Annotated in this window: 26 protein-coding genes; 4 read left to right on the top strand and 22 right to left on the bottom strand. The window is 67.2% G+C overall.

Annotated elements, in window-relative coordinates:
* Nucleotides 1-10: 10 nt before the first annotated feature.
* A complete protein-coding gene (locus B9C99_RS16390; RefSeq protein ID WP_088898589.1) occupies nucleotides 11-859 on the top strand; it encodes an alpha/beta hydrolase in 849 nt (282 codons plus the stop codon).
* A gap of 15 nt (nucleotides 860-874) precedes the next feature.
* On the opposite strand, the gene B9C99_RS16395 is transcribed toward B9C99_RS16390, so the two are convergent.
* The 4 genes from B9C99_RS16395 to B9C99_RS16410 all read right to left on the bottom strand — a co-directional run bounded on the left by B9C99_RS16395 (nucleotide 875) and on the right by B9C99_RS16410 (nucleotide 4,834).
* A complete protein-coding gene (locus B9C99_RS16395) occupies nucleotides 875-1,426 on the bottom strand; it encodes a dihydrofolate reductase family protein (RefSeq protein ID WP_016692272.1) in 552 nt (183 codons plus the stop codon).
* 58 nt (nucleotides 1,427-1,484) lie between these two features.
* Complete coding sequence (locus tag B9C99_RS16400) at nucleotides 1,485-2,291, bottom strand: glycoside hydrolase family 19 protein (RefSeq protein ID WP_088898590.1); 807 nt, start codon at nucleotides 2,289-2,291, stop codon at nucleotides 1,485-1,487.
* Between the two features lie 727 nt (nucleotides 2,292-3,018).
* Nucleotides 3,019-4,068 carry a ribosome small subunit-dependent GTPase A gene (gene rsgA / locus B9C99_RS16405; RefSeq protein ID WP_253250099.1) on the bottom strand — a complete coding sequence of 350 codons (1,050 nt, stop codon included), beginning with the start codon at nucleotides 4,066-4,068 and terminating at the stop codon, nucleotides 3,019-3,021.
* 100 nt (nucleotides 4,069-4,168) lie between these two features.
* Nucleotides 4,169-4,834 (bottom strand): class I SAM-dependent methyltransferase, encoded by a 666-nt coding sequence (locus B9C99_RS16410; RefSeq protein WP_088898592.1) that lies wholly within the window; start codon nucleotides 4,832-4,834, stop codon nucleotides 4,169-4,171.
* 129 nt (nucleotides 4,835-4,963) lie between these two features.
* Here B9C99_RS16410 and B9C99_RS16415 point away from each other — a divergent pair, with 129 nt between their 5' ends.
* A complete protein-coding gene (locus B9C99_RS16415) occupies nucleotides 4,964-6,271 on the top strand; it encodes an alpha-hydroxy-acid oxidizing protein (protein WP_088898593.1) in 1,308 nt (435 codons plus the stop codon).
* A 7-nt stretch (nucleotides 6,272-6,278) separates the two neighbouring features.
* On the opposite strand, the gene B9C99_RS16420 is transcribed toward B9C99_RS16415, so the two are convergent.
* From B9C99_RS16420 to B9C99_RS16455, 8 genes are all read right to left on the bottom strand, one after another.
* Entirely contained in the window at nucleotides 6,279-7,142 is an 864-nt protein-coding gene (locus tag B9C99_RS16420) for an oxygenase MpaB family protein (protein ID WP_088898594.1), read from the bottom strand.
* 112 nt (nucleotides 7,143-7,254) lie between these two features.
* Nucleotides 7,255-8,670, bottom strand: coding sequence for an NAD(P)/FAD-dependent oxidoreductase (locus B9C99_RS16425; RefSeq protein ID WP_088898595.1), 1,416 nt, complete (start codon nucleotides 8,668-8,670; stop codon nucleotides 7,255-7,257).
* Nucleotides 8,667-10,484, bottom strand: coding sequence for a DUF3556 domain-containing protein (locus B9C99_RS16430; protein ID WP_088898596.1), 1,818 nt, complete (start codon nucleotides 10,482-10,484; stop codon nucleotides 8,667-8,669). Before B9C99_RS16430 ends, B9C99_RS16425 begins: the two co-directional genes overlap by 4 nt.
* Before the next feature lie 71 nt (nucleotides 10,485-10,555).
* Nucleotides 10,556-12,019 carry a class I adenylate-forming enzyme family protein gene (locus B9C99_RS16435; RefSeq protein ID WP_016692279.1) on the bottom strand — a complete coding sequence of 488 codons (1,464 nt, stop codon included), beginning with the start codon at nucleotides 12,017-12,019 and terminating at the stop codon, nucleotides 10,556-10,558.
* 130 nt (nucleotides 12,020-12,149) lie between these two features.
* Nucleotides 12,150-13,463, bottom strand: coding sequence for a CdaR family transcriptional regulator (locus B9C99_RS16440; protein ID WP_088898597.1), 1,314 nt, complete (start codon nucleotides 13,461-13,463; stop codon nucleotides 12,150-12,152).
* Nucleotides 13,464-13,512: 49 nt separating this feature from the next.
* Nucleotides 13,513-14,772, bottom strand: coding sequence for a hypothetical protein (locus tag B9C99_RS16445; protein WP_088898629.1), 1,260 nt, complete (start codon nucleotides 14,770-14,772; stop codon nucleotides 13,513-13,515).
* Nucleotides 14,773-14,864: 92 nt separating this feature from the next.
* Nucleotides 14,865-15,701, bottom strand: coding sequence for a hypothetical protein (locus B9C99_RS16450; protein WP_016696333.1), 837 nt, complete (start codon nucleotides 15,699-15,701; stop codon nucleotides 14,865-14,867).
* Complete coding sequence (locus B9C99_RS16455; RefSeq protein ID WP_088898598.1) at nucleotides 15,698-16,537, bottom strand: MerR family transcriptional regulator; 840 nt, start codon at nucleotides 16,535-16,537, stop codon at nucleotides 15,698-15,700. The genes B9C99_RS16450 and B9C99_RS16455 overlap by 4 nt, the downstream gene beginning before the upstream one ends.
* 140 nt (nucleotides 16,538-16,677) lie before the next feature.
* Here B9C99_RS16455 and B9C99_RS16460 point away from each other — a divergent pair, with 140 nt between their 5' ends.
* On the top strand, nucleotides 16,678-17,658 hold the full coding sequence (locus B9C99_RS16460) for a pirin family protein (RefSeq protein ID WP_016696335.1): 981 nt from the start codon (nucleotides 16,678-16,680) through the stop codon (nucleotides 17,656-17,658).
* A gap of 55 nt (nucleotides 17,659-17,713) precedes the next feature.
* Here the strand turns inward: B9C99_RS16460 and B9C99_RS16465 are convergent, their stop codons facing one another.
* The 4 genes from B9C99_RS16465 to B9C99_RS16480 form a co-directional block, all read right to left on the bottom strand.
* Complete coding sequence (locus B9C99_RS16465; RefSeq protein WP_016696336.1) at nucleotides 17,714-18,472, bottom strand: 2-phosphosulfolactate phosphatase; 759 nt, start codon at nucleotides 18,470-18,472, stop codon at nucleotides 17,714-17,716.
* 40 nt (nucleotides 18,473-18,512) lie between these two features.
* A complete protein-coding gene (locus B9C99_RS16470; protein ID WP_253250100.1) occupies nucleotides 18,513-19,103 on the bottom strand; it encodes a hypothetical protein in 591 nt (196 codons plus the stop codon).
* A 127-nt stretch (nucleotides 19,104-19,230) separates the two neighbouring features.
* Nucleotides 19,231-19,635, bottom strand: coding sequence for a DUF1304 domain-containing protein (locus tag B9C99_RS16475; protein WP_016696338.1), 405 nt, complete (start codon nucleotides 19,633-19,635; stop codon nucleotides 19,231-19,233).
* Complete coding sequence (locus B9C99_RS16480; protein ID WP_026061929.1) at nucleotides 19,632-20,090, bottom strand: cupin domain-containing protein; 459 nt, start codon at nucleotides 20,088-20,090, stop codon at nucleotides 19,632-19,634. Before B9C99_RS16480 ends, B9C99_RS16475 begins: the two co-directional genes overlap by 4 nt.
* Nucleotides 20,091-20,178: 88 nt before the next feature.
* On the opposite strand from B9C99_RS16480, the gene B9C99_RS16485 reads away from it, so the two are divergent.
* Nucleotides 20,179-21,243 carry a helix-turn-helix transcriptional regulator gene (locus B9C99_RS16485; RefSeq protein WP_016696340.1) on the top strand — a complete coding sequence of 355 codons (1,065 nt, stop codon included), beginning with the start codon at nucleotides 20,179-20,181 and terminating at the stop codon, nucleotides 21,241-21,243.
* Here B9C99_RS16485 and B9C99_RS16490 read toward each other — a convergent pair.
* From B9C99_RS16490 to B9C99_RS16515, 6 genes are all read right to left on the bottom strand, one after another.
* The gene (locus B9C99_RS16490; protein ID WP_088898600.1) at nucleotides 21,240-22,283 is read right to left on the bottom strand and encodes an ABC transporter ATP-binding protein; all 1,044 of its coding nucleotides are present in this window, start codon (nucleotides 22,281-22,283) and stop codon (nucleotides 21,240-21,242) included. The genes B9C99_RS16485 and B9C99_RS16490 overlap by 4 nt on opposite strands.
* A 65-nt stretch (nucleotides 22,284-22,348) precedes the next feature.
* A complete protein-coding gene (locus B9C99_RS16495) occupies nucleotides 22,349-23,068 on the bottom strand; it encodes an oxygenase MpaB family protein (RefSeq protein ID WP_016696342.1) in 720 nt (239 codons plus the stop codon).
* Between the two features lie 7 nt (nucleotides 23,069-23,075).
* Entirely contained in the window at nucleotides 23,076-23,981 is a 906-nt protein-coding gene (locus B9C99_RS16500; RefSeq protein ID WP_016696343.1) for an oxygenase MpaB family protein, read from the bottom strand.
* Nucleotides 23,982-24,004: 23 nt separating this feature from the next.
* Nucleotides 24,005-24,559 (bottom strand): hypothetical protein, encoded by a 555-nt coding sequence (locus B9C99_RS16505; protein WP_016696344.1) that lies wholly within the window; start codon nucleotides 24,557-24,559, stop codon nucleotides 24,005-24,007.
* Complete coding sequence (locus tag B9C99_RS16510; protein ID WP_016696345.1) at nucleotides 24,546-25,763, bottom strand: MlaD family protein; 1,218 nt, start codon at nucleotides 25,761-25,763, stop codon at nucleotides 24,546-24,548. The genes B9C99_RS16505 and B9C99_RS16510 overlap by 14 nt, the downstream gene beginning before the upstream one ends.
* The gene (locus tag B9C99_RS16515; RefSeq protein ID WP_016696346.1) at nucleotides 25,760-26,818 is read right to left on the bottom strand and encodes an MlaD family protein; all 1,059 of its coding nucleotides are present in this window, start codon (nucleotides 26,816-26,818) and stop codon (nucleotides 25,760-25,762) included. The genes B9C99_RS16510 and B9C99_RS16515 overlap by 4 nt, the downstream gene beginning before the upstream one ends.
* Between the last annotated feature and the right edge of the window lie 4 nt (nucleotides 26,819-26,822).

The raw sequence follows: 26,822 nt of genomic DNA on the forward strand, positions 1-26,822 counted from the left end.
GCCGGGTGACATGGCGGACTCGACACCCTCGCGCAGCGGACATCTGCCCATCAACGGCCTGAGTCTGTACTTCGAGGTGCACGGCGAACTCGGCGGGTCCGCTCCGCTGCCCTTGCTGCTGATTCCCGGCGCGTTCATGAGCACCGAGTCGATGCCGTCCTGGGTGACCGCCTTCGCCGAACGGCGCCCGGTGATCCTCTTCGATCAGCAGGGGCACGGTCGCACCCCGGACACCGATCGTCCGATGTCGTACGAGCAGTTCGGCGACGATGCGGCGGAGTTGCTGCGGGCTCTGAACGTCGAGCGTGCGGACGTGATGGGTTATTCGCAGGGCGGCGGGGTGGCGTTGCAGGTGGCGCTCCGGCATCCGGACCTCGTCGGAAAGCTCGTCACGTTGTCGGCCACCTACCGACAGGACGGTTGGTACGCGTCGGTGCTCGAGGGCGTCGGACATCTCGATGCCGAGGTGTTCGCCGGTTCCTCCGTCGAGAAGTCGTTCATGGAGCACACGCCCGATCCCGCGGCGTTCGCCGTCTACGTCGACAAGATGAAGGTCCTCAACATCGAGGACCAGCAGATCACGGACGAACAGATGCGGTCGATCATTGCGAACACGATGGTGATCGTCGGCGACGCGGACGGCGTGAAACCGGAACACGCGGTGACGATGTTCCGCTTGCTCGGTGGCGGCGACGAGGAAGCAGCGGCGACGGGGATGCTGCAGAAGGTTCCTCGGGCACGCCTGGTGATCCTCCCGGCGATGTCACACCTCGGCATCTCCGGAGAGGCCAACGTGCTGGCGCCGATGGTGACGGCGTTCCTCGACGACGTCCCGCCGGTGACGCCCGAGCTCTTCTGATCCGGCCGGCGGTCCTCAGTCGGCGAGGTAGCGCAGCATCACGGCGGTCGTGAACTGTCGTGTCTCGACCAGGCGCAGATCGACGCGCTTCTCCAGGGGCGGGAACATCGGTGTGCCTCCACCGAGCAGGACGGGTGAGACGAACACCTGGTACTCGTCGATGAGACCGTGCGGGATCAGCGACGCGGCGAGATTTGCCCCACCGACCTCCATGACGCCGTCGCCCTCGGTCTTGAGCCTGCGCACCTCCTCCACCGCGTCGTCGCTGACGAGGCGACTGTTCCAGTGGACCTCGGTGAGGGTGCGGGAGAAGACGACCTTGGGCGTGGTCGTCCACAACTCGGCGAAGTCGCGTTCGATGGGCGAGGCGTCCTCGGGCAGGTGCGGCCAGTACTCGGCCATCAGCTCGTACATCCGCCGGCCGTGCAGCGAGAGCTCGAGCTGACGGAACCGGTCGTTGTGGAACTGGTGCAGTTCGTCGTCGGGGTCGGTCCAGTCGATGTTGCCGTCGCGGTCGTTGATGTAACCGTCGAGGGACACGCCGAAGTCGTAGATCAGTTTTCTCATGCTCCGATAGACCGTCGGCGGGCCCCGAACTCATCGGCCCGGTGCGAACGTGTCGCGCCTACGGCTGGAGCAGCACGTCCAGGCCACGCTTGAAGTCGTCGATGCGGCGACCGAGAGCGTGGTGACCGCCGTTGACGAGCTCGGACACCCGGACGATCCCCGCGGTGTCCGCGACCTCGTTGAGGTTGCGCGACGTCCAGTACCAGGCAGCGGTGGTGAAGGCATTCTCCGGCGCAGCGAGCAGCTCGGGGTGCGCGACGAAGTCGACGCCGATGTGCTCGCTGACCTTCTCGTAGTTGTGGCGACCCGTGATCTGGATCGCGCCGCGACCCTTGTAGCGCTCACCGTCGCCGGGATGGGTGTTGCCGAGATCGGCACGACCCTCGTAGGCGCGACCGGACGCGTACTCCTCGAAGGTGCGGAAGGAGTCCGATTCGACGGCCAGCTGGGCGATGAACGCCGCTTGACGGACCGGATTGTCGATGCCGCTGCGCGCCATCGCCTCGTTCAGCGGCGCGATGAACTGTTCGACCTTCTCCGCCGGGATGCCCGGCACGATGCGGGTCAGTTCCTCGGGTGTGACGGCGGGCGGCGCGGGAGTCGTCTCGGCGACGAGTTCGACCACCTCGGTCGCCTCTGCGGAGTCGGTCTCCTCCTCCTCGTCCGTCACGGTCCAGCCGTCGGCGGCCAGGGCGTCGAAGTCGAGCGCCCGGAGCAGGTCGCGGGGCTCCTGGAAACGGGTCTGGGTGGGGGCGGTGGGTGCGGTGTCGGCGTGGGCGGCGGAGGTACCGACGCCGAGCGCGGCGGTGAGGACGGCCGCCGCGGCGACCGCGGCACGGAAACGGCGTAATGATGAAACGGACAAGGGTCGTGCTCCAAGATTCGCCGAAGCTGGTTCGGCCTTCGAACGGGGCCGCGGGCATCACCGGCGGGATCGTTACCACCGCACGGAGGGCCAACACGCGACCATCAGGTCACAACCAGGTAACGTCGCAGGTCGAGAGGTTTTCAAGCGATCGTGGCCGACGCCATCTGAACCAGAGAAAGTGATGCGCGCCATACCCGAAAGTCGATCATTGCGGCGCTCGCATTCGGCCGGCCCAGCGAGAACCCGCCGCCACGGCACCCGGCCGATCCCGTCCCTCGTCCACCGAGGATCGCTGCGATCTCACCGAATTAGTTGTGCAGCAACACCTTCGATGACACGACGGCACGCGCCGAAGGTTTGTCCCACAGATGATCGAATCGAGGCCGCGATGGGTCGCCCCCTCGAGAACAGACCGGTTCGGTTCGACCCAGGAGAAGTACACCCCCGAGCTGGGTCGTAATCATTTCGTGTCCGACGACACACCTCGATAACGCGCAGCTGCACGCCCACCAAGACCGTCCGCGTTCACAATGCGACGGACCCGAGCAGGAAGTACCGACCGGTATGTTCGCGCAGGTCGAAGGCCCCGACCATTCGATCGGGGCCTTCTATGATCAGCGCGCCGAAACGGGGTCGACGCGGCGTGTTGCAGTAGCGAGGCCCGGTTCATCGCGCGAACTACGCGGAGGAGTACCGACCGCCCTGTATGCCGCGCCGAAAATCCTCAGCGGTCGCGGTAGTACGCCCGGATCGCGCGGCTCATCACCTTGATCTCCCGGGTCCGCTCGTGCCGCAATCGGGCATCGGACCGCGCCGCGATCCATTCGTTCTCACGCCGCAGTTTGCGATGACTCTCCACTCGCCGGGCATCGAGGTCCCCGCGGTCGACGGCGGCACGAACCGCGCATCCCGGTTCGGTCTCGTGCGCACAGTCCGCGAAGCGGCAGTACCGCGCAAGCTCGTCGATCTCGGGAAAGGCGGAAGCGATGCCGGCACCGGCGTCCCACATCCCGACGCCCCGTAACCCCGGAGTGTCGATGAGGGTCACGCCCCCACCCAGAGGGACCATCTCCCGATCGGTCGTGGTGTGCCGGCCCTTGCCGTCCGCCTGCCGAACCGGTGCCGTCGCCTGGATGTCGCGACCGCACAGCGCGTTGACCAGTGTCGACTTCCCGGCGCCGGACGCTCCGACGAACACGACGGTGCCGTGGAGCAGCGTGCGCAGTTCGCTCAATCCGGATCGGTCCGGTGCGCAGACCTCGACCACGCTCGCTCCGGGTGCGAGCACGGCGACCTGCTCGAATACCGCTTCGGTCGCGAGGTCGACCTTCGTCAGGGCGACCACCGGTTGCGCGCCGCTGTCCCAGGCCAGCGCCAGCAGACGTTCCATGCGACCGAGATCGAGGGTGTCGGCCGCGACCGTGACCACGACGGTGTCGACGTTGGCGGCGAGAACCTGCTCTTCCGAACGTCCCGATGCGTCAGCACGACGGATCGCGCCGGTACGCCGCAGCACCGCACAGACGGTGCCGATCGTGTCGCCTTCGGTGGGCGGTTCGCGCACGATCACCCAGTCGCCGGTACAGACATGGTGGCCTGCCGTCCGCACCCGCAGCGGACCGGCGGAGGTCACGGCGTCACCGTGACCGCGACCGACCCGCACGATCCGGCCGGGAGTTCCCTGGATGTCGTTGTCCGCGAACCGTTCCGCGATCTGTTCGGACCAGCCGTACTCGACCAGCGGATCGGTTCCGGGTGAGACATCGGGGTGCACGGTGACTCCTGGATCATGACGAGGCGCGGGTGGTCCGCTCCGACAGATCCGATGGTGAACTTCGCACCCCGGCAATGCAATCGAATTTCCGCGTGCACCCTCAACCGCGGTGGGCCGACAGCAACCAGGCCGGGAGCATCGAGCGGCCCTTGTCGTCCCGCTGCCACGCGGCAGCATCCTCGTCGCCGAGAAACGCGTGGATGAATGCCGGCCGCACGTCGTCGACGGTCCAGAACTCGGCGACCGCGTCGCGCAACTCGTCGTCCGTCACCGGATTCGGTCCCTGACCCTCTTCCGGAAAGGCGTCCTTCGAGAAGGCGAGGACGAAGAAGGACGCGCTCGGAGCAGCGGCACGGGTGACGGCGCTCAGGTAGGCGCGGCGCCGGTCCACGGGCAGCGAATGGAACAGGGTGCTGTCGACGATCGTCGCGAACCGGCCGTCGAACCCCGTGAACGACGTGATATCGGCGACCTGGAAGGTCGCGGTAGTCAGGCCCCGCTCCGCCGCCGCGGCCCGAGCGGCTTCGATGGCGGTCGGCGACAGGTCGAGACCGACCACCGTGTACCCCTGTGCCGCGAGATGGAGGGAGGTCTCGGCATGTCCGCAGCCCGCGTCGAGCACGTCGCTGCGGAATCCGCCCTCGTCGATCAATCGGGCGATCTCGGGCTGGGGTTCGCCGATGTTCCACGGTACGGGGCCCGAAAACCCTTCGGCGACGCCCCGGTAGATGTCGTCCCACGGTGCAACCTGGCCGTCCTCGGTCATGGATCCGACGGTACGCCCGCCGCCGGATCCACCGCACCGATTCCGAATTCGACACCGGTAACCGGTTCACTCGACCGGGTTCGTGAGGAAGGATCGACAAGCGCCACCGTTCGAGAGGGGAACTCACTCGTGACCGAAACTGCCGCATCCGCACCCGCCGGTCCCGGCCGGGAACGTCAGGGGGTCGTGTACCGCAACGGAGCGTTGGGCCGGCGTCCGGCCGTTCCGACGTCCTTCGGCGACCTCGAACGCGCCGCGCGGCGTGCGAGTTCGAAGCGGGCCTGGGCGTACGTCGCGGGCGGTGCCGGTGAGGGACGCACGATGCGCAACAATCGGCGCGCGTTCGACCGATGGGCGATCGTCCCGCGCATGGCCCACGGTGTCACCGAACGCGACCTGCGTACGACCGTGGCGGGCACGTCGCTCTCCTCGCCGCTGCTGCTGGCCCCGATCGGGGCGGGAGCGTTGATGGCCGCCGACAGCGACCTGGCGATCGCGCGGGCGGCCGCCGCGACCGGCGTGCCGTACATCTTCTCCAACCAGGGCTGCAATTCCATGGAGGACTGTGCCGGCGCGATGGGCTCTGCGTCCCGCTGGTTCCAACTGTACTGGAGTTCCGACGAGGATCTCGTCGACAGCCTGCTGCGACGGGCCGAAGCAGCCGGCGCCGAAGCCGTCGTCGTCACCCTCGACACGACGATGCTGGGATGGCGTCCGCAGGACCTGAATCTCGGGTCGCTGCCGTTCGCACGTGGCGAGGGCATCGCACAGTACACCTCGGATCCCCGCTTCCTCGACATCGTGCGGCAGCGGATCGACGCCGCCCGCGAGATGGTGACGGAGCGACCCGATGTCACAGTCGGCGCGATCCGCACGCTGCTGTCGATGACCCGCAACCATCCGGGTCGATTCCTCGACAACCTCCGCTCCCCCGTGCCGCGCGCCGCCGCGGAGACCTTCCTCGACATCTATTCCAATCCGGGACTGAGCTGGGAGCATCTGGCGACGTTGCGAGATCGGACGCGACTTCCCATCGTGCTCAAGGGAATTCTGCATCCCGACGATGCGCGTCGCGCCGTGGACCTCGGAGTCGACGTCCTCGTCGTGTCGAATCACGGTGGACGCCAGGTCGACGGATCGATCGCCTCGCTCGATGCCCTGCTCGACATCCGTGCCGCGATCGGCCGGGAACCGACCGTGCTGCTGGACAGCGGGATCCGAAGCGGTGCCGACGTCTTCGTCGCGCTCGCGCTCGGCGCGGACGCCGTGCTGCTCGGCCGGCCCTACATGTACGGATTGGCGATCGCAGGTCGACAGGGTGTCGAGGAGGTGATCCGCAACGTGATCGCCGAGTTCGACCTCACCATGGCGTTGACCGGCGTCCGATCGATCGCCGACATCGACGAACGGTTCGTCCGGCCGAATCCCTCCTTCTGAGACAGGGTCAGGCCTTGCGCGCACGCACCTTGCGGTAGGGAGTCTCGTCGATGCGCGTGGTGATCTCGGCGACCATCTTGTCGTACGACTCGTTCTTACGAGCGATGCCGATGAGCCGCTTGGTGGTGCGTGCCGCGGCGCGCAGGTTCATCGGGCGCCCCTCGATTCCGTACATCAGGCGCGCCCACTCCGGCAGCAGCGACAGCATGCCGTCCTGCACGACGACGAAGGTGAACACCTTCACCGGATTGCCCCACAGGTTCGGCTTGCGGAGCGCGTGCGTCACCTCGGCGGCCGCGAGCGATAGCGACAACCAGTGGCGCTGCTCGTCGACGTACGCCTCGAGGTCGGCCCGGGTAGCGGGCAGGCGGGCCGGGTCCGCGCCGACGAGTTCTGCGGCGATGTGCTGTTCGACGACGAACTTGTCCTGCTCGGCCGGGGTCAGGTCGAGACCGAAGGCTTCCGCACCGCGCAGCAGCGCGAACGCGAGGGCGTTGTGGGTCCAGTCGATCCATGCGGGCTCGTCGGCACGCAGCGTGGTGCCGGTGTGCGGGTCGTCCCAGACGGCGTGCGCGTGCATGCGGCGCACCGAGGCTGCGGCGGCGTCGGCGTGGGCCTTGTCGCCGAACATGACAGTGTCGAGATAGCGGCCGGTACGCTCGTCCCGCCCCTTCGGATCGACGTACGCGGCCGACGCGTGCTCGAACAGCCGCATCATCCCGGGGTTGAGTGCCTGCAGCAGCAGACCCGCCATGCCGGCGACGCGAGAGGACGGATCGGCGTACACCTTCCACGAGACGGAACCGGGGCCGAAGTAACCGTCGTCTTCACGCGGCGCGTTCCGGGCAGGGTCGGGGGTGGTTGCGGTCACGGGGGCTCCTTCAGCACCGGGGGAAGTGCATATCGGGAGAATGTTATTTCCGTATGCGAAGTTTCGCGCGCCACGCAGGCCCTTCACCGCACATTCACCCCGGAAAATCACCTCAGGTCTGCAGGTACGCCAACGCCGACCGGGCGGCGTGATACCCGCACATGCCGTGCGCCCCGGCACCCGGCGGGGTCGCCGCCGAGCACAGGTACACGCCGGGAACGCCGGTCGCGTACGGGTCCAGCGCCGGGCGGGGCCGGAGCACGAGCTGCACCGCACTGTTGGCTCCGGTGACGATGTCGCCGCCCACGTAGTTCGCGTTGTGGACGGACATCTCGGTCGTCGTCCGCACGTGCACGGCACGGATCGTGTCGCGGAAGCCCGGGGCGAACCGCTCGATCTGGGTGGTGATCGGCTCGGTCGCGTCGCCGGTGTACCCGTGCGGGACGTGCGCGTAGGCGTAGAGCGGGTTCAGGTTCCCGGCGGAGCGCGACGGGTCGGCGAGGAACTGCTGGCCGACCAGGACGTAGGGGCGATCGGGCATGATCCCCCGGTTCACCTGGCGTTCGGCTGCCGCCGTCTCGGCGTACGAACCGCAGACGTGGACGGTGCCGGCGCGGCGGGACGGTTCGTGCTGCCAGGGCACGGTGCCCTCGACGGCGTACTCGACCTTGAACGCCCCCGGACCGTGCTTGTACCGACGGTAGGCACGGGCGGTGCGGCGGGGCAGCCTGTCGCCGACGATCCGCACGGCGTCGGCGGGTGAGGTGTCGAGGAGCACCAGGTCGGGGTTGCCGAGTTCGTCGAGGGACTCCACGCGTACCCCGGTTTCGACGGTGCCGCCGTTCTTCTCGATCAGTGACGCCATCGCTGTGGCGATCGCGCGCGATCCGCCCTGCGCGACCGGCCACCCGTAGGCGTGCGCGGCCGTGCCCAGCGCGATGCCGATGGCCGAGGACATCGGCGAGCCGAAGGGCCGCAGGGCGTGGGCCGCCACCCCACCGAACAGGGCGCGCGCCTCGGGTGTGGACCAGGCGCGTGCGAGCACGTCGGCGGGCATCGCGGCGAACATTCCGAATCCGGCGAGCAGCACCGGATGGACGGGTACGTGCAGCATCGGGCGCAGGAAGTCCTCGGTGATGCCGCCGAATCGTTCGGTCAGTGCGCCGAAGATCCGGCGCCACCTGGCCCCGTCGGTCCCGAGTTCCGTGGCGGTGTCGTCCACGGATCGGTAGGCCGCGCCACCACGTCCGCCGTCGAGCGGGTGGGTGTACTGCACCTCGGGCCACGACCAGGTCAGCCCGTGTTCCGCGAGGTCGTACTCCCGGCTGAAGGGTGTGTCCACGGCCAGCGGGTGGAAGCCGCTGCATTCGTCGTGGAGCAGACCCGGCAGGGTCAGTTCGCTGCTGCGCGTGCCGCCACCGATCGTCTCGGCTGCCTCGAGCACTCGCACCCGTACGCCCTCGGAGGAGAGGACGACGGCGGCGGCGAGCCCGTTGGGCCCGCTGCCGACTATCACCGCGTCGGTCATGCTCCAACCTTGACACGATCGGGCCGGACCTGCGGGTGGAGGTAGGCCGTCCCGGCCGGTTCGTAACCGGCCATCCGCCAGGTGACGGTGTGCGGGATCGGGCCGTCGGGCAGCCACGGCTGCGCCGACACCGCGTCCTCGATGTGATAGTGACCGCGCTCGACGACACCGAGCGCCGCGTCGATCACCTTGTATGCCAGCGTCTTCCGATGGATCGGCTGGGATTCGATCCACACGATGACGCATTCTCCCGGTTCGAACCGGCACCGCTCCTGCACCGCGCTGATGGTCTGCTCGTTGTGCAGATGGCCGTCGCCGAACTGCCAGCCCACCAGGGTGGTGCAGGTGAACTCGCCTTCGCGGATGCGGTAGTTCTCGAGCTTGTCGAGATGCCGCATCATCAGCGACATCAGCCCGCGACCCTGGCTGTGCATGGTGCGCCATGCGACCGCCTTCTGCATGAAGATCTCGGCGACCTCCTTGCCGAACGCCCCGCTCAGCTGGTCGATCTGATTGTCGTTGAACTTGGTGAGGTTCTCGTTGAGCTTGTTCTCCGCTTCGTCGCCGCGGAAGGCCCACAGGGCCGACGCCCAGTTGCCGGCGTACTGACGCATCGACGGCAGGAAGGAGACGAGGTCGGGACGCAGGTTCCCAAGGATCGGGAACAGCAGGAAGGCGACGAGGATCGGCGCGAGGATCCAGACGGAGCTCACGTCGCCCACCCCGTAGCCGGCGCCGGCGGGGAATCCACCGAAGAGCCAGACGGCGGCGAACATGTAGAAGACGTTCCACTCGAGCGGGACCGCCAGCGGGAAGGTCGAGGTGATGAAGATGTGGAACATGACCATGCCGATGATGGCGAGCCAGGTGATCGTCGTGTTCGTCGAGAACAGCAGCACCAGCGGGACGACGAGTTCGACGACGGTGCCGCAGACGTGGGCGAGGAACCAGCTGACCTTCGACGGACGCAGGTCCTGCGGGAAGTTGCGGTAGAGCGAGCGCTTGAACCGCTTCGAGGTGATCCACGGGGTGTTGCTGAGCATCGGCGGGATCACGTTGGTGAAGTGGTGACCGAACTTGGAGACACCTGCGCCGAACCACACAGTGACCAGCGCGATCTTGGCGGCCAGGATCATGTCGACGTGGTTGCTGAAGATGCCGAAGAAGAACATGACGGCGACGTACTGTTCCGAGCGTGCGGCCAGGAAGACCACGCGGTCGCGCAGGCCCATGACGACGATGAGGCCGACGTAGGTCAGCAGCGCCCACTGCGGGAGCAACCCGACCTCGCTTCCCGGGAGGGCAGCGGTTGTCACGCCCGGTCCGAGCAGCAGGAACAGCAGAGTGGCCAGGAGCGCGAAGTAGATCGCGACGTCGACGACGGTGCGATGGTCACCGCGGGTGAACGGCACCACCTTCGGCCAGGGTGGGAGCCGCAGGGTGCCGCGGCGGGTCCAGTAACGCCAGCCACCGGTGAACGGCTTGAACTTGAACGCCAGCGGTCCGGAGGACGACGCATAACCGGTGATCTCGAACAGAATGGTCCACACCATCAGCTTCTGGTAGACGATGGGCTCGCCCCACCAGCCGGCGAGGTCGGCGAAACCCAGTCCGGGAGTGGTGAGTCCGACGACCGCCACCCCACCGAGAACGTAGAAGATCAGCTTGTACACGTAGAGCATGTGCATCTGTTTGGGGCTGCCGAAACCGTATTCGGCCCAGTGGGTCGCCAGCACCCGCATGCGCTCCATGAAGGGCATGTCGTCGTAGGTGGCCGGGTCGACCGGTGGCATGTCTGCCGTCTTGAATCCCATTGTGACTCCTGAAGGTGGGCAGGGCTCATCCCCGCGAGGGGCACTCGCGTCGATGTAGGAAGAAGATGAGGTCAGGCGTGTTGCAGTGTGCGCCTGAGCGAGGGTTTGTCGATCTTGCCGACGGGGTTCTTCGGTAGCGCGTCGAGGATGTCGATCCGCTCGGGCACCTTCGCGCGCATCAGGTGCCGCCGGCAGTGCTCGAGGAGGTCCTCGGTGGTCGTCGTCGCATCCGGGTACAGCACCACGTAAGCGACGGGAACCTCGCCGAGGACCGGGTCGGGCCGCCCGACGACCGCGGCTTCGAGAACGTCATCGATCGAGGTCAGGACGGTTTCGATCTCCTTGGGGTAGATGTTCTCGCCTCCGCGGATGATCATGTCCTTGACGCGGTCGACGATGCGCAGATAACCGTCCTCGTCCAGGATGCCGATGTCCCCGGTGTGCAACCAGCCGTCGCGGACGGTCTCGGCGGTCGCACCGGGGCGATCGAGGTAACCGCGCATGACGGTCGGTCCCGCGATGACCACCTCCCCTGTCTCGCCGGGTGCCAGCAGTTCACCGTCCGGGGACATGATCCCGATCCGCTGTCCGGGCAGTGCCGGTCCGACCGTCCCGAGTTTGCGGACGCCGTCGACGGGATTGCAGGCGGACGCGCAGGTCGCCTCGGTGAGTCCGTATCCCTCGACCATGACGAACCCGAAGCGGTCGTGGCACCGTTGCAGCAGTTCCTTCGACACCGGCGCGGCGCCGCACACCACGAACCGCAGGGACGAGGTGTCGGGGCGCACGGTGTCGGGCAGCGCCGCGAGCATCGCGTAGATCGCGGGTACAGCGGAAAAGTATGTGGGACGGAGCTTTTCCACGTGGTCGAAGAACCGGGTCGCGGAGAACGATCCGATGACACTGAGCTGTCCGTGCGAACGCCAGACCGCCAGTGCACTCACCATGATCGCGTTGACGTGGAACAACGGCAGGACGAGCATGCAGTGGTCGTCGGCGGTGAGACGGAAATGCTGCGCCATCGTCGACGACATGGCCTCGGCGTTGTCGTGATCGAGCATCACGCCCTTCGGCCGTCCGGTGGACCCGCTGGTGTAGATGACCAGGCTCAATTCGTCGCCGCGCAGGGCCACAGGGTCGGGGCCGTCGCCCTCGTCGGCGAGATCGTCCACCGCGATGCTCGGGCGGCCCCCGTCCGGTGCGTCGACCGAGTGGTTGACCACCAGGACAGCGCCGGAGTCCGAGATCTGATAGGCCGCTTCCGATTCCGTGAACGCCGGATTGACGGGTGTCGCAGCAGCACCGAGACGCCACGCCGCGAGCATCGCGACGAGCAGCTCGACCCGGTTCGGCAGCATGATCGCGACGATGTCGCCCGCGCCGACGCCGTGCCGCGCGAATTGTGCTGCGACAGCGCGGGTTCGGTCGTCGAGCTGAGCGTAGGTGAGTTCGAGCCTGTCGTCCCGGACCGCCGCACGAGAGCGATCCTCGGCGGGGACGTTCCAGGGGAGAAAGGGAAAGTGGGAGAAGGGCATCTACAGCTCCTCGGTCCGACGAGCACGTATCGGTTGTGATGCACGACACTATGCTGCCGGCGTGATCCAGGACACGTCCCCGCGAAACCAACTTCGACGCTTCTCTTGTCGATTCTGCACAAAAATCGGGTCAGCGACCGGACGAACGCTTCTCCTTGGGCATCAGCACGGGTCGTCCGAGCACGTGACAGACGTGCAGAGCCAGCTCGAGATCCAGTCGATTGTCGGAGATCGGCCGTCCCCGTTCGTCCTCCGCCTTCTGCAGCCGGTACTTCACGGTGTTCCGGTGGAGGACGAGTTCCTCGGAGGTCTGCACATAGCTTCCCCCGGTCCGCAGGAACACTCGTGTCGTGTCCCGCAACCGCTCCGCGGCCGGGCTGTCGATCGCGAGCCGACCCAGCGTATCGGCGACGAAACGCCTGGTCGTCGCGAGATCGCGCGCCAGCACCGCCGTCGCGGACATGCCGTCCTCGCCGTAGTACACCGCTCGGCTGTGCCGAACGGTCGCGGTGCTCGCGACGATCCGCACCGCCTCGGCCTGCTCATGGCTGCGCCGGAATCCCGCGACCCCGACGGCCGGCTTCCCGAACGCCACGCGCAACCCGGGGACGGCCTGCACAGCCGTCCGAAGGCGTGACACGTCGACGACCGTGCCACCCGCCGTCGTCGTCCACAGCCAGGCCGTGCGCCGATCCACCGGTACGAACAGGGGTGCGCCTCCCCCACCGGCCGCGACGGTGAGAGTCTCTGCCGCCGCCGCGAGCGTGGGCGTCTGGTCTGCGCCCTGCGCCGGGCCTTCGATCCACGCGATCGCACCGAGGTGGGTTCCGTCGAGCCGGTAACCGGTCTTCGTCGCGAACTCCTCGGTATCGAATGCACCGCCGCTCAACACCTGCTCCACCAGCGCCGACGTCACATTCTCGGACTGCTGGACCAGCACCCGCTGCTCTTCTTCGTGTGCGTCGAGCACGACGCGCGTCATCCAGTCCACGTACTTGTGCATCCACCCGGCGAAATGATGGAGCAGTTCGAGTTTCAGGTCGGGTGCACAATCGAGCTGCTGGATCTCCGCGAACATCTGGTTGAACAGGTCGTCGGAGCCTATGTGGTAGGCCCGGCGCAGCGCCGCCGCGGGAACGCCGTGCCGCGCGAGCCTCACCGCATACTCCGTGGCGGCGGTGATCGGCTGGATGCGATCGAGCGGAATGTCGTTGCTGATCATGTGCAGGATGGTGGCGACATTGCCCTCCACACTCGCCCGCAGCATGTCGGTCAGTTCGGACTCGCCGAGATCTTCGACGGCCGATTCGATCGCCGCGTCCATGCTCGCGACGATCTCGTCGGACCGCCGCTGCATCCGCTCGCCGACCACCACGACGAGTTCCTGCACGTCGGCGGCCCGCGCGTCCTTCGACGGAGTGCCGCGTCGGGCGTCATCGTTCATTGCACTCGTCTATCAGAAAACTCTCGTGCGTAGTGTGCGTCCCGGAGAGTCAGCCTGCAGCTTCGTCCCGGCATGCCGCATAGCCTCCGGCGACGAAGGTCGTCGCGGAGCAGTACACGGCCTCGGGATAGTACGGACCCATCACCGTCGCGGGATCGGCACCGGTCGCCTGCGAGGCCTGGATCGACTGCGGGTAGAAGGCCGACGACGGCAGCATGTACCGCAGGAACAACACCTTCTTCGGCACCGTGGTATCGCCCCACGGCAGCACGGTCACGGTCGGATCGGCGACCGAGGGGAGGTCGATGGGTGCAGCGACCGCATACGTGTAGTAGCCCGATGCATCGAGCGAGGTCTCGAAGTCGCCGGCACACGCCACCACCGGATACGGCGAGACCAGATCGTTCTGGCACATCGACCAGTACCGCACCTGCTGATCGGGATCCGTGACCGGCACCCCCGCCCGTGTGTCGGGGAACAGCGGCGCCTTACCCCGCACCACGACGATCCGCCCCGGCTGGTAGGTCAGCGCCGTTCCGAGATACTTGTTGTCGCCGTTGGGGAGCAGGCCCGACGAACTCGCCGGGTTCACGAACACCGTCTCGGGTGTGCCACCGGGGAACGCACCGCTCGCCGCACCGGCGATGACCTGGTCGAAACCTGCCTGCGCGAACTGTGCGACGGGTCCGGTGTAGGAGTTCGGGTCGAACGGTTGCTCGCACGGCTGCCTGAGCATCGTCGCCCCACCGAGGCGCATGGTCACCTCGGGCAACGGCACGCCGCCGCTGGCAGATGTGGCGTCGTCGGGCACGTACACGCGGATGATCAGGAAGCCCACCGGGGTGCTCTGCCCCTCGGGAACCTCGCGGATCTCGTTGCGCGCGTGGTCCGCCGGACCGGGTCCCACGGTGGCACGCCATTTCTGCTGTGACAGAGGAAGATTCCGCGCCGTCGCATCCGCGAACGGGTTCCCGTTGCCCGGATCCGGCACGATCATGTCGTCACGCAGCGTGTCGACGGTGTCGAAGTTCGTGCCGTAGGTGTTGAGCGAGAAGTACCGCGCGGCCGGATAGGTGCCGGACACCTCGATCGAGTCGCCCGGGCCCAGCGCATAGGGCAGCACCCAGTAGGTGGCGTTGACGTCGGGGGACGCCACGTTGAGCACCGTCTCGTTCGACATGAACCGCCACGCGCACAAGGCCGGTTCGGCGCCGGCGGCCGGGGGCACGGTGACCGTGATGCTCGCGCACAAGAGCGCGATCGCGGCGACGAGGCGAGCGCGGAGGGCTCGGGATGAATTGCGGGACACGGGGACTCCGTTCGTCGCATACACGATAAACGCAGGTCACCACCTGTGGAACGGATTCGGTGGACGAAATCGTCGATTTCACCCTCGTCGCGTCAGGCGAGGAGGGCGGCGTCGAGCACTCGGCGCGCCGCTGTGGGATCGTCGACGTGGATCGCGAACCGGCTCACGAGTGCCGGACGGCGGCGGTGTTCGAAGAAGGCCGGCAGCAGGGCCTCGACGGGTTCCGCGAGGATGAGGTCGAGGTTGGTGCCGTCGGGTCCGGGCAGGAACAGCACCTCGCCGTCCACGCCCGTCTCCGTCGGCTGGAAGCGATGGCGCGGGACGCATTGCTGCAGGTTGTCCGCGTCGATATGGGCCACGACCTGATGTCCGGAGCGCAGAACCAGGCCGTCCCGCGTCAGAAGATGCGGGTTGACGACACGATCCGCGAGCCACCCCACGAGGGGAAGAAGCGAGTACACCGACACGATCAGCAACGTCCAGCGCAGCCATTCCCAGGGCACGAGTATGTGGACCACCGCGATCTCGATGCCCGAGGCCACGAGCCACGCGATCGGCACGCTCATCGTGCCGCGGGTGTAGCCGATCGTCGTCACCTCAGGTCCGGCGCCGACGCGACGCCGTCGTATCAGGAACCACAGTGCGCGGTAGCTTCTCAACTCTGCGCGGATCAGGGTCGCGGGCACGCGGCCGACGAGTTCGTCGAGCACCCCTGCCCACGGTGTTCCGGATCGGCGCAGGACTCGGACGCGCAATGCGCCGACGATCAGCACCAGGATCCCGACAGGTAGCTCGAATCCGAGCCAGAACTTCAGCGCGGTCGCCGGGGTGAGGACACCGAACGCGGCGAGGACGGCGTTCGTACAGGCCACCACCACGGTGAGGACGAGGGCGGTTCGGTGGGCGAGCCGGACGGTGCGCTCGGTCATGCCTGCACTCCGTCCTGTGGCGGTCCCGACTGTGCAGCGACGCGCCGGACGAACCCGATTGCAACGGCCTGCTGTGCCGGGTCCGGAAGGAACTCGGCAAGCACTTCGGTGTTCGATTCGAGAGCCGTTGCCGCCTCGGCCGCCCACGAACCGAGCACCTCCACCATGATCGGGATGTCGTCGAGCAGCGCGGTCATGCCGTCGATGACGGCCGTGATCTCGTCGGCCGCCGCGGTGGGATCCTGCCCGGCGAGCGCACCGAAGCGTCGGTAGACGGCGACCATGGCGTGCCGTTGTTCGGGGTCGTCGAGCAGGGTTCGCAGGGCGTCGAGATACTCCGGTGATGCCTGCCCGGTGAGGGCGAGCATCTCCCAGCTGTCGCGTTCGCGCACGAACAACGTCCGGGTGTGCGGGTCATCCTCGCCGTCGATGAGTTCGTCGAACGCGTCGACGATCGGCGCGGGCAAGGGCGAGAGTCGGTCGCCGGCGCGGTGACGCTCGAGAATCGCGGCGAGTGCCTCACGTTTGACCTGCAGCGTCCGGATCTGAGTATCTGCCGCCTCGAGCAGCGACTCGAGATCTGCGGTGAGGTCGGACTCGGCGTCGTGGTCGTCGCTGTCGGTGACGTGGCCACCGAGGACGGTCGCCACCGAACCCAGTGGAACACCCGACTGGGCGAGCCAGCGGATACGCAGCAGGCGCACCAGGTCGGCCAGTTCGTAGTCCCGGTATCCGTTGGGTGTCCGTGGGGGTTCGGGCATGAGCCCGAGCCGGTGGTAATGCCGGACGGCGCGAACGGTGGTTCCTGCGGCCTGGGCCAAGTCGCTGATCCTCATGGTTTCAGCATCGACCCTGACGCTGCGTCAGGGTCAAGTCGTGGATGCGGCGCACCTCGGGTGGGAACAACCCGAGGAGGACGGCGGTTGAGTGCAGTAAGGTAGTTGACAAATCAACTACATGACCGAGAGGGGTTACCGTGCCCGCCGTAACCGTCGACAACATTCTCGCTCTTCCCCGCGTCGAAGAGCCCGCACCCGACGCGCTCTCGCGTCCTGTCCTGTCGGTGACCACCGCTCCGCACGGCTTCGAAGGCGAAGGCTTCCCCGTCCGCCGTGCGTTCGCGGGCATCGAGACGAAGTACCTCGATCCGTTCATCCACATGGATCAGATGGGCGAAGTGAACTACGCACCCGGCGAACCGAAAGGCACGCCCTGGCATCCGCACCGCGGCTTCGAGACCGTCACCTACATGATCGACGGCATCATGCAGCACCGCGACTCCCACGGAGGCGGCGGCACCATCGGCGGCGGTGACACCCAGTGGATGACCGCCGGCAGCGGCATCCTGCACATCGAAGCACCACCGGAACACCTCGTGGTCAGCGGTGGACTGTTCCACGGCGTGCAGTTGTGGGTGAACCTGCCCAAGGCCGAGAAGTTCGTCGCCCCGCGGTACCAGGACATCGGCGGCGGCGAGGTCGCCCTGCTGTCCTCGGCCGACGGCGGCGCGCTCATCCGGGTGATCGCCGGAGAGCTCGACGGGCACCGCGGCCCCGGTTCGACGCACACGCCGATCACCCTGCTGCACGCCACCGTGGCACCGGGAGCGAGCGTCACCCTGCCGTGGAACCCCGAATTCAACGCGCTGGCATACGTGCTCGCCGGCGATGGCGCGGTCGGACCGGAACACCGCCCGATCCGGACCGGACAGACCGCCGTCTTCGGCAGGGGCGAGAGCCTGACCATCTCTGCTGCCGCGACGCAGGATTCGCGCACCGACGCCCTCGAGGTGTTCGTGCTCGGCGGCAAGCCGATTCGTGAACGCGTCGTCATGGCCGGTCCGTTCGTCATGAACACCCGGGCCGAGATCATCGAGGCGATGGAGGACTTCCAGGCCGGGCGATTCGGTTCCATTCCCGCCGTGCGCGGCTCGGACGAGAAAGACCTGGACCGATAGTTGCGATTCGGGTGGTTTCGACCCCGGAAAGCGAGGTCGAAGCCACCCGAATCGTCTATCCACTGTGGTCCACGAAGCGATCGCCGACGAGCACGGGCACGGTCGCACTCCGATCGACCTCCGCCGCCACGGCGACATCGGATTCGTATCCCATGTCGATCAGCTCCCGACCGGATGCGCATGCTTCCAATGACGAGTTCACATTGCCTCGAACTGCATGCCAGGCGGCCACTGCCATCTCGGCCTCGGTCGACGCGGTCAGTTCCGGACGCCGAACCAACACGTCGGCAAGCACCGCGCCCGCACCCCACAGATCTTCGACGCACGGTCGCAGAGACCCGTCGGGCCACTTCTCGCCGGCGGCGATCACTGCCACGGTCGCACCCTCCGACAGCACTTCCGCGATCCATGCTGCCACCGCAGTGGCATTGCGCAGGCACGCTCCGACGACGACAGTCGACGACGTAGCCGGCAAGTATGCGATCGACGACCCGTTCGGCGAGGGCAGAACGAGGCGATGCAGGTTGTCGGCGTCGCGAACGGTGCGCGGAGACAGGCTCACCTCCCCCGCCTCCGCTCGGCTACGCCCGACCGCCAGGACGGCATCATGTCGCGCGGCGTACTCGGCGGCCGAATCGTCTCTCGCCCAGTACGGCAACACCTCGATTCCACGATCCGCGGCGACCGACAGCGTCGTGGTGAACGACAGCACGTCCACCACGACCGAGATGTCGGAGGCCCCGAGAGCAACCGCTCCGGACAGGCCCCACTCGAAGCGAACAGAAGCATGCGACTGCAGGTGCGCGGGCGTCACGGAGAGGTTGCCTTCGGCGGCATTCGTCGGACGAGGTCGATCATCGGATCGATGCGAGCACACCTCTGCCACCCTTCCAAGCGCCCATCAGGGTGCGGCCGGAAAGCGCTACGCCCGCCGGTAAGTGGTGCACAGCGATCGTGATACCCGCTGTGTCGATGCACGTCCGACCCTCGCCATCATCGGTTACATCGAGTCTCGTGATTGCGGGAACCTCGATGCCCTCGGCACCACTTCCCTGAACCCGAACAGTTCCGGCGACCTTCCTCGGCTCGTCCCCCTCGACGTGGACATACTGTTCGGCTTCGCTTCCGCCGGCACAGATCGTGACGAGCAATTGCCGGATGTAGACGGGATCGGTCGTCGCGTCGTAGACGAAGCGGTGTCCGAGCACCGAATGTTCCGTCTCCCCGACCGATCGACCTTCACGTAGCGGCGCCGAACGGTAGGTCCAGGGCACCTGATAGACGACACCGTCGGCGTCGCGCACGAGGTGGGTTTCGATACCGACCTCACCGGCCGGATCATTGAACCGAAAGGCACCGAGCCGGTCGACGCTGGACTCGCCACCCCGATAGAAGGACGTCCGCGGCAGCCAGTCCCGCAGCAATTCGACCTTGGTGGGAGACAACTCGGCGTCGTACAGGAGAGCCATGCGGTCGACACTAGCGGTGGCTCAGAGCGAACGAACGCCGACTTGGGTGGCTTCACCCCCGCTTTCCGGGGCTCGAACCACCCAGTCGTCGGTCGCGCCGCTTCTACGCGAATGCCAGTGCTACGAGCGCGATCAGCGACGGAACGCTCTGACACAGCGACCCCACCACCCCGGCTCCCCGCGGACGGCTCATCGCCATCCGATCCGAGGCGAACAATGCGATCCCGGCCAGGAACATGAATGTGCACGTGTAGACGACGAGCGTGCGGCCCGGCGTCTCGTGGCCGGTCCACCACAGGATCACCCCGGCGAGCGCTCCGGAGCCGAGGAAGAGGTTGTAGAAGCCGACGTTGAACGCCCACATCCGCACCGGCCGGACGTCCTCGGTCGGGATGCGGAACACGTCCCGGTGGATGCTCGGACGGCGGAAGAGGATCGTCTCCCACACGAAGGCCAGCAGGTGCACCGCGGCGGCGACGAGGGCCGCGAGTTGCGCAACGACGATCATGGCGAGACCTCCTCGGCGAATCGGATGCCGTAACGGGTGGCGATCTGCCCGAACCTGCTCATCAGCGCATCCTCGGGCAGGTACTGCTTCGCCAAGGCGTCGACATCGGTGAAGAAGCCGCTCATCCCGGTCCCGGAACAGACGAGGAGAAAGACCGCATCGTCGGTGAGGACCGAGAAGCTGTTCATCGTTCCCGCCTCGATGGTGAGCGTGTCACCGGCGGCGAGTTCGCAGCCCTCACCGTCGAGCAGGACGAGGATCCGGCCGCGCAGCAGGTGGAAGGTCTTGGGCCAAGGCTCGGAGTGCAGGGGCGGTGGGCTGCCGCAGGGGGCCTCGACCAGCATGAGCTCGTAGGCGTCGCCGGTGTGTTCACCGGACGACAGGACGGTGACGACGGCGTCCGGCATCGACAATCGCCTGCCGGTACCGGCCCGTTCGAGATGAATCGTGGACACATTTGCGACGCTAGGGACCGGGAAGCAGCCGAACCATCCCCTGAATCGGGGATGCTCCCGTTTCCCGGATCCGGCGCATACTGGGCTCATGCTCGAAGTGCGGGCGGAGCGGCTACGCCGCGAGATCCTGGAGTTCGCGGGCACCGGCGCCGGCGTCACCGCACTGCACCAGCGTGCCATCGAACTGGTCGATCGCACCGTACGCAGCGAGCTGACGTGCTGGGCGCTGTTCGATCCCCTGACCCTGGCGTTCGGTTCGATGACCAGTGGGCGCAACCGCATTCCCGGTGAGTACGAGCCACTACTCGCCGAATCGGAATGCGGTGGACACGATCCCGCGACGTTCGCAGACATCGCCCGCAGTGGACGAACGGTGGTGCGGGCCTCGGATCTACCGTCGACCGAACTCGCCCACAGCCTCCGGCACGTTGCGGTGTGGCGCCCACTCGGACTCGACCGTGAGGTGCGGGTCGTCTTCACGGTGGACGGGTTGTGTTGGGGATCGGCCGGTTTCGTCCGATCGGGACCGGACTTCACGGATCGGGAGCTGGAGTTCCTGACGATGGTCGCGCCGGCGGTGGCGGCCGCGACCCGGGCGGCCGCCGTCCACACCCTGCGCGCACGCCCCGGAGCCGATCCGGGACCGGCCGTGATCGTGACGGATCCAGCGGGTGAGCCGGTCGCATCGACGGTCGCGGCGCGGGCATGGGAGGAGCGGCTCGCCGGTCCCGTGCGATTGGCACTGCTGTTGCGGGCGGCAACGTTCGGAGCTCGGGCGAGTTCGACCGGAGTGTTCCGGGCGCGTATCCGCAACGAGGGTGGAGGCTGGATCGTCGTCCGTGCAGCGCCGTTGAGCACCGACGGCGACGAATCCCGCACGGCGGTCACCATCGAACCCGCGGCCGACAGCGAGCTCACAGACATGCTGTTCGCCGCGTACGCGCTGACCGCCCGCGAGTGCGAGGTGTGCACCGACGTGCTGAGCGGACTGTCGACGGCCGAGATCGCTCGGCACCGGGGCATCACGCCGAACACGGTGCACGACCACCTCAAATCCGTCTATGCGAAGACGGGAGCGGGTAGTCGCGCGGAACTCGTCGCTCGGTTGGCCGGCCGGCAGATGCCCCGGCCGTCGCTGTCGTCCCCTATCTAACGCAGCACCACCGGGAGCAGTTCGGTGGGCGCGTCGGACCCCGTGAACGCCGTGGTTCGACGCTGAGAATCCATGTCCTCGAGGATGGCGCTCTGGGCGGCCGGGGGCAGAGTGTGCAGGATCGAGCGCACCCGCTCCTGCCGACGCGCCACCGCCTGCCGCTCCGGCATTCCCGGCGTGGCCTGCATCTGCGGCACGATCCCCTCGATATCGTCCACACCCCCGGCATGATGACCGGCATCGACGAGGGCCTGCTCGTGCGCCATCGTCGCCTCGTCCTTCTCCTCCGACATCCCGATCGGACCGATCATCGTGCCGTTGAGGAACTGCTTGACCACCGGCTCATCCGAGGTCAACAACACCTCACGCGGACCGAACATCACCAACTGCCGACGGAACAACATGCCGATGTTGTCCGGCACCGTACGCGCCAGATTGATATTGTGCGACACGATCAGGATCGTCGCATCGATCTCCGCGTTGATATCGATCAACGTCTGCGAAATGTAGGTGGTGCGCACCGGATCGAGACCCGAATCCGGCTCGTCGACCAGGATGATCTCCGGATCGAGCACCAACGCCCGGGCCAGGCCGGCGCGCTTGCGCATCCCCCCGGAGATCTCCCCGGGCAGCTTGTCCTCGGCGCCGAGCAGACCGACGAGCTCGAGCTTGCTCATCACGATCTGCCGGATCTCGGATTCGGTCTTCTTGGTGTGCTCGCGCAACGGGAAGGCGACATTGTCGTAGAGGTTCATCGACCCGAACAACGCCCCGTCCTGGAACAGCACCCCGAACAGCTTGCGGATCTCGTAGAGCTCCTTGCTCGAGCACTGCAGGATGTCGGTGCCGTCGACGACGATCGAGCCCTCCTCCGGGCGCAACAGACCGATCAACGACTTGAGGAACACCGACTTACCGGTACCCGACGGACCGAGCAGCGCACTGACCTCACCGGCCGGCAACGTCAACGTCACGTCCTGCCAGATACGTTGCGAGCCGAAGGACTTGGTCAGCCCCTCGACGGAAACCTCGACTCCCACACTTACCTCCTGATGGACCCGACGCGGTGCCGGGTGATGATCCGTTCTGTCGATCCGCGGTGCGGTTACCGCGTGATCGGTCCTCGACGCAGGCGCCGGTACGTCGCATACGCCGTGAGTGCGCGTCGATCGGCGGCGCCGACGTCGACCTCCCACAGCGTGCGCGCGGCCGGGTGCAGCAGCGCGCGGACGACCCGGGCCGGGATCCCGCGCTGCACCCAGTCGCGGGGCCGCAAGATCTGGTCGCGGTAGCGGTCGCCGCTGGGTGTGCGGGCCAGGACCGAGGCGCAGGTGTCGTCGAAATAGTCCGTGAACTCCGCCCAGTCCTGCGGCATCCGCCGATCGGAGATGCCGTAACGCCGGTACCACGCGCAACTGTCCAGGTAGAGCGCCTCCTTCTCCCCCACCTCGAGGCGACGGACGAAGACGTCGATCATCGTCACGAGCGTGTCGACGTAGGTCGCGTGCTGGAAGAAGAAGACATCCGGGTCGAGCGCGTGGTACCGGCGGCCGAGGTCGTCCGTTCCCTTCACGTCCTCGTGCGCGAACCGGACGATCGGGCGGATGTGCCGGTCGTCGTAGGCGGCACGGACGAGCACCGGCACCGTCCGGCGTTTGTGCAACCAGAGCCGGCGCGGCGTCCGCGAGTGGTCCATGCCCGCCGCGATCGCCGGATGCAGCATCTGCAGCGCCACCGCCCGCGGCAGGGCGAGCAGGAAACGCCGGTCGTGCAGGTAGCGCCGCAACAACCCGTCCGGGTCGATGTCGGTGTCTGGAACGGTCATGCGCCTGTCAGATCAGATTGCGACCGGACTTGACGCGGCGACGCAGATCGGCGACGAGCGCTTCGCTTCCGCCGTGCCGCAGGAAACGCGGGATGAACCGATTGACGAACGAGACGAACACGAACAAGTGCTCGTAGCGTCGGCGGTCGGCTTCGCTCCATTCCAGGTCGAGCGCTTCCCGGAAGATCGGGGGCAGGCTCCCGATGGTGAGGAAACGCAGGAGATTCCGGAACATCAGGCGCATCGGCCAGTTGATCATCTTCAGATCGACCAGGTCCATCAAGTACGCCTTGGTGGTCTCGTCGAAGACGACCCGCTCGCAGGCGATGTTCCAGTACCTGTCGAAATCGGCCCGCGTCGCGGGCCACATGTCCTCGGTGACCTGCAGGGTTGTGCCGAGGGTGGAACCGGTGCGGTAGAACTCCTCGAGCTGCTCGTCGTCGAGCTTGCCGTGCAGCAGCTGGTACATGTCCTCGATGCCGATGTACAGGCAGGCAGCGACCCACAGCTGCAGTTCGCGGTTGAACGCGTTGTACTTGACCGGGCTGTTCTCGTCGGATCGCACGAACCGGTGGGCACCGTTGACGGCCTCGCGGTAGGCCTTGCGGTCCTCGTCGTTGCCGAGGATCGCCACAGCCAGGTAGGTGGCGGTGGTGCGGGCCCGCTTCCACGGGTGCTTGACCAGCGAACCGGATTCGACCTTGCTCTCCATGACGCCGTACGCCACCTCGGGCCAGCCGAGCTGCATGATGACGTTCGCGGCGGCCCCGGCAAAGGACCAGAAGTCGACGGCGTCGGACACCTTGTGCTGCTTGCGACTCCACCGGTTGGGGCCGCTGGTGATGGCGATACGGGTCCGGCGCGAGCTCAGTACCGGTTCCCGGTCCAGGTCGTCGAGATAGGGAGTGGGCATCGCGTGTCTCCTCGTGGTGTGGGTCAGAGTGTTTCGACGTTGTCGACGAGCCAGCGGTCGTCGATGCGGACCAGGGAGAACACCATGCGGAAACGCGAGGTGCCCCCGTCGGGCGTCGAGACGTTCGTGGCGTTCTGGTCGGCGAAGACGAGCACCGTGGCGGTGTCGCCGTCGGCGTGCTCGGCGGCTGCGTGCAGCGCCTGCGCTTCGGCGCTCCCCTGTCCCTCGGTGACGAGTTCACGCAATGCGTCGACCATCGATCCGTAGCGTTCGGCGAAGGCCGGCGTGGACATCTCCGCGATCCGTTCGCGGTTGGCGTCGAGGTTCTGGTAGTCGAAGGTCGACATCACCACGGCGTACTCGCGCGCCAGTGCCACCGCCTCCTGTGCGGCCTGCTCGTCGGTGCGGTGATCGACGAGGACCACGACGAGTGCTGCCAGCATCACGAGCAGAGCGTTGATCGAGAGGACCAACGCGACCACCAGCCCGCGGGGCTTCGACGAGCGTCGTTCGACGGTCGTGGACTCTGGGACCGGAGCCTTGTCGAGGACTGCCGTACCGGTGTCATCGTGTGCCATGGGTGTTGCCTTCCAGCAGACTCTTCCAGAAGTAGAGCAGTTCGGTGCCGCTCGGGATGAGGACCGGATCGGCAACGACAGGCGGTCCGATCACCGTGCCCGGGATGGTGCCTCCGAGCCCGAGATCGTTCGGACGGGGTGCGTTGCGGGAACCGCGTTGCTCGAGGTCCTGGCCCGGCGGGCAGTAGTAGTCGAGGTTCGGTTCGATCGGGGACGTGTCGCCGAGCGCGCGACGGGGATTGTCGTAGTAGCAGGCCGGTCCCTGCGTAGCGATCAGGGCGAAGTCCGCGCGGTCGCCGTGCACGATCGATTCGAGTGCCGCCAGGCCGCGGGGAATCGCGTCCAGACCGGTGCGCAGCGCCGCGGACCGGTCGGAGATCACCGGACCGACCGCGCCGAGGTTGGCGAGCACCGCGGAGAACGACTCCTGGTTCGCGCCGATGGCCTCGTCGGCACGGCGCATCGCGTCGGGGCCGGTGGCCATCATCGAGGCGATGCGATCCTCGTTGGCCTGCAATGATTCGGCGACGGTCCGCGCCGACGCCATCCCGTCGACGAACTCGGTGGAGTTCTCGGCCATGGTGCCCGTCAATCCGGCTGCGCGATCGAGCAGTTCGGCGAGGGCGGGCGCGTCCTCGGCGAGCTGCGCGGAGATCCGGTCGGCGTCGGTGACGAGACGGGCCAGGTCGGGTCCGAGTCCTTCGAACGCGCTGCCGAGCTCCTGACCGACGGTCGAGATCACCGCGGGGTCGATGGTTTCGAGCAGATCGGCGGTGTGCGCGAGGGTTTCGGAGATCTGGGTGGGCTGCTCCTCGGCCGGCATCGTGATCTCGTCGCCGTCGGCGAGATAGGGGCCGTGGTCGACACGCGGGAAGATGTCGACGTTGAGCATGCCGGCCATGGTGCCCTGGGTGATCTTGGCGTAGGAGTCGACGGGGATACGGGTGTCGCCGTCGAGCGCGAAATCGAGGCGGGCACGCCGGGTCTCGGGGTCGAATCCGATACCGGTGACCATGCCCGCCTGGACACCGCGATAGGTCACGACGGTGCCCTCGCCGACACCGAGGGCGTTGTCGACCGTGGCGTGGATGTTGATGCGGTCGCCGACACCGGTGGGTCCGACGATGTAGTAGATGCCGTAGGGCACCACGGTCAGCGCGGTGATGACGAACAGGACCAGCTGGACGACGACGATCTTCTTCATCGCTCCCCTCCGAGCAGTTCTTCCAGCGAAGCCGGTGCGGACGCGTCGTCGAATCCGGTGAAGTCACCGGTGAAATACCCGCCGGTGAAGATCGTGTCGAGGCTCTCCGGGATCTCCAGGGCACCGTCGAACACCAGGTAGTCGCCGCGGACGGAACTGTCGAAGGCGGCCATGAAGGCGTTCATGTTGGCGAGGGTGGTGCCGATGCGGTCGTTGAACGACGCGAGCGTGGCGGTGATCGTGTCGGCGTCGCGTAGCAGTCCGCCGGCCCCGTCGGGGGTCGCGGCAGTCAACTCGTTGACGTTCGCCGCCAGGCGCGTGGTGGCGTCGAGCAGGGAAGCCATACTCTCGCGTTGGGCCACCAGGACATCGACGGCGCCGGCGGTTTCGACGAGATAGCGGTCGAACATCTCCTCCTCCTCGACCATCCGTCGGGTGACGTCGGCGGCGAGCGTCATGGCCTGGTCGAAGGAGGTCTGTTCGTCGATCGCGCGGGTCATCATCTCGGTCGCGGTGTCGGCGAGGGCCTGGACGCTCCCGGATCGGCCGGTGAATGCGACGTTGAGTTCGCGCACGACGGTTTCGAGTTGGGTCAGTCCGCTGCCGCTGACGACATTGCCGAGCGCGGCGAGCATCGTCTCCACCCGGGGACCGAGGTCGACGTTCTGCTCCGATACGACGTCACCGTCGGCGAGCAGCGACGAACTCGGGTTCGGAGGCGGGACGAGTCGCAGGTACGGGCTGCCCAGCGCGGACGGGATCTCGACGGAGACGAGGACATCGGACGGGACCTCGAGGTTTTCCTCGAGCGAGACCCGCACGTCGGCGCCACCGGGTGCGGTGTCGAGTCCGGCGACGCGGCCGACGATCTGCTGGCCGTAGCGCACGTCGGCGCCGAGGACCAGGCCGTCCGCGGACGGCAGTTGCACGGTGACCTCGAAGTCGCCACCGCCGATGGAGCGTCCGACGGGAAGATCCTGGATGCCGTAGCCGCATCCGGACACCACCGTCGCGCAGGTGAGAGCGGCACCGACGAGGGCCAGGACCCGCGTCACGGAG

It is taken from the genome of Rhodococcus sp. BUPNP1 (genome assembly GCF_002215235.1).
In the GTDB taxonomy this organism is placed as follows: domain Bacteria; phylum Actinomycetota; class Actinomycetes; order Mycobacteriales; family Mycobacteriaceae; genus Rhodococcus.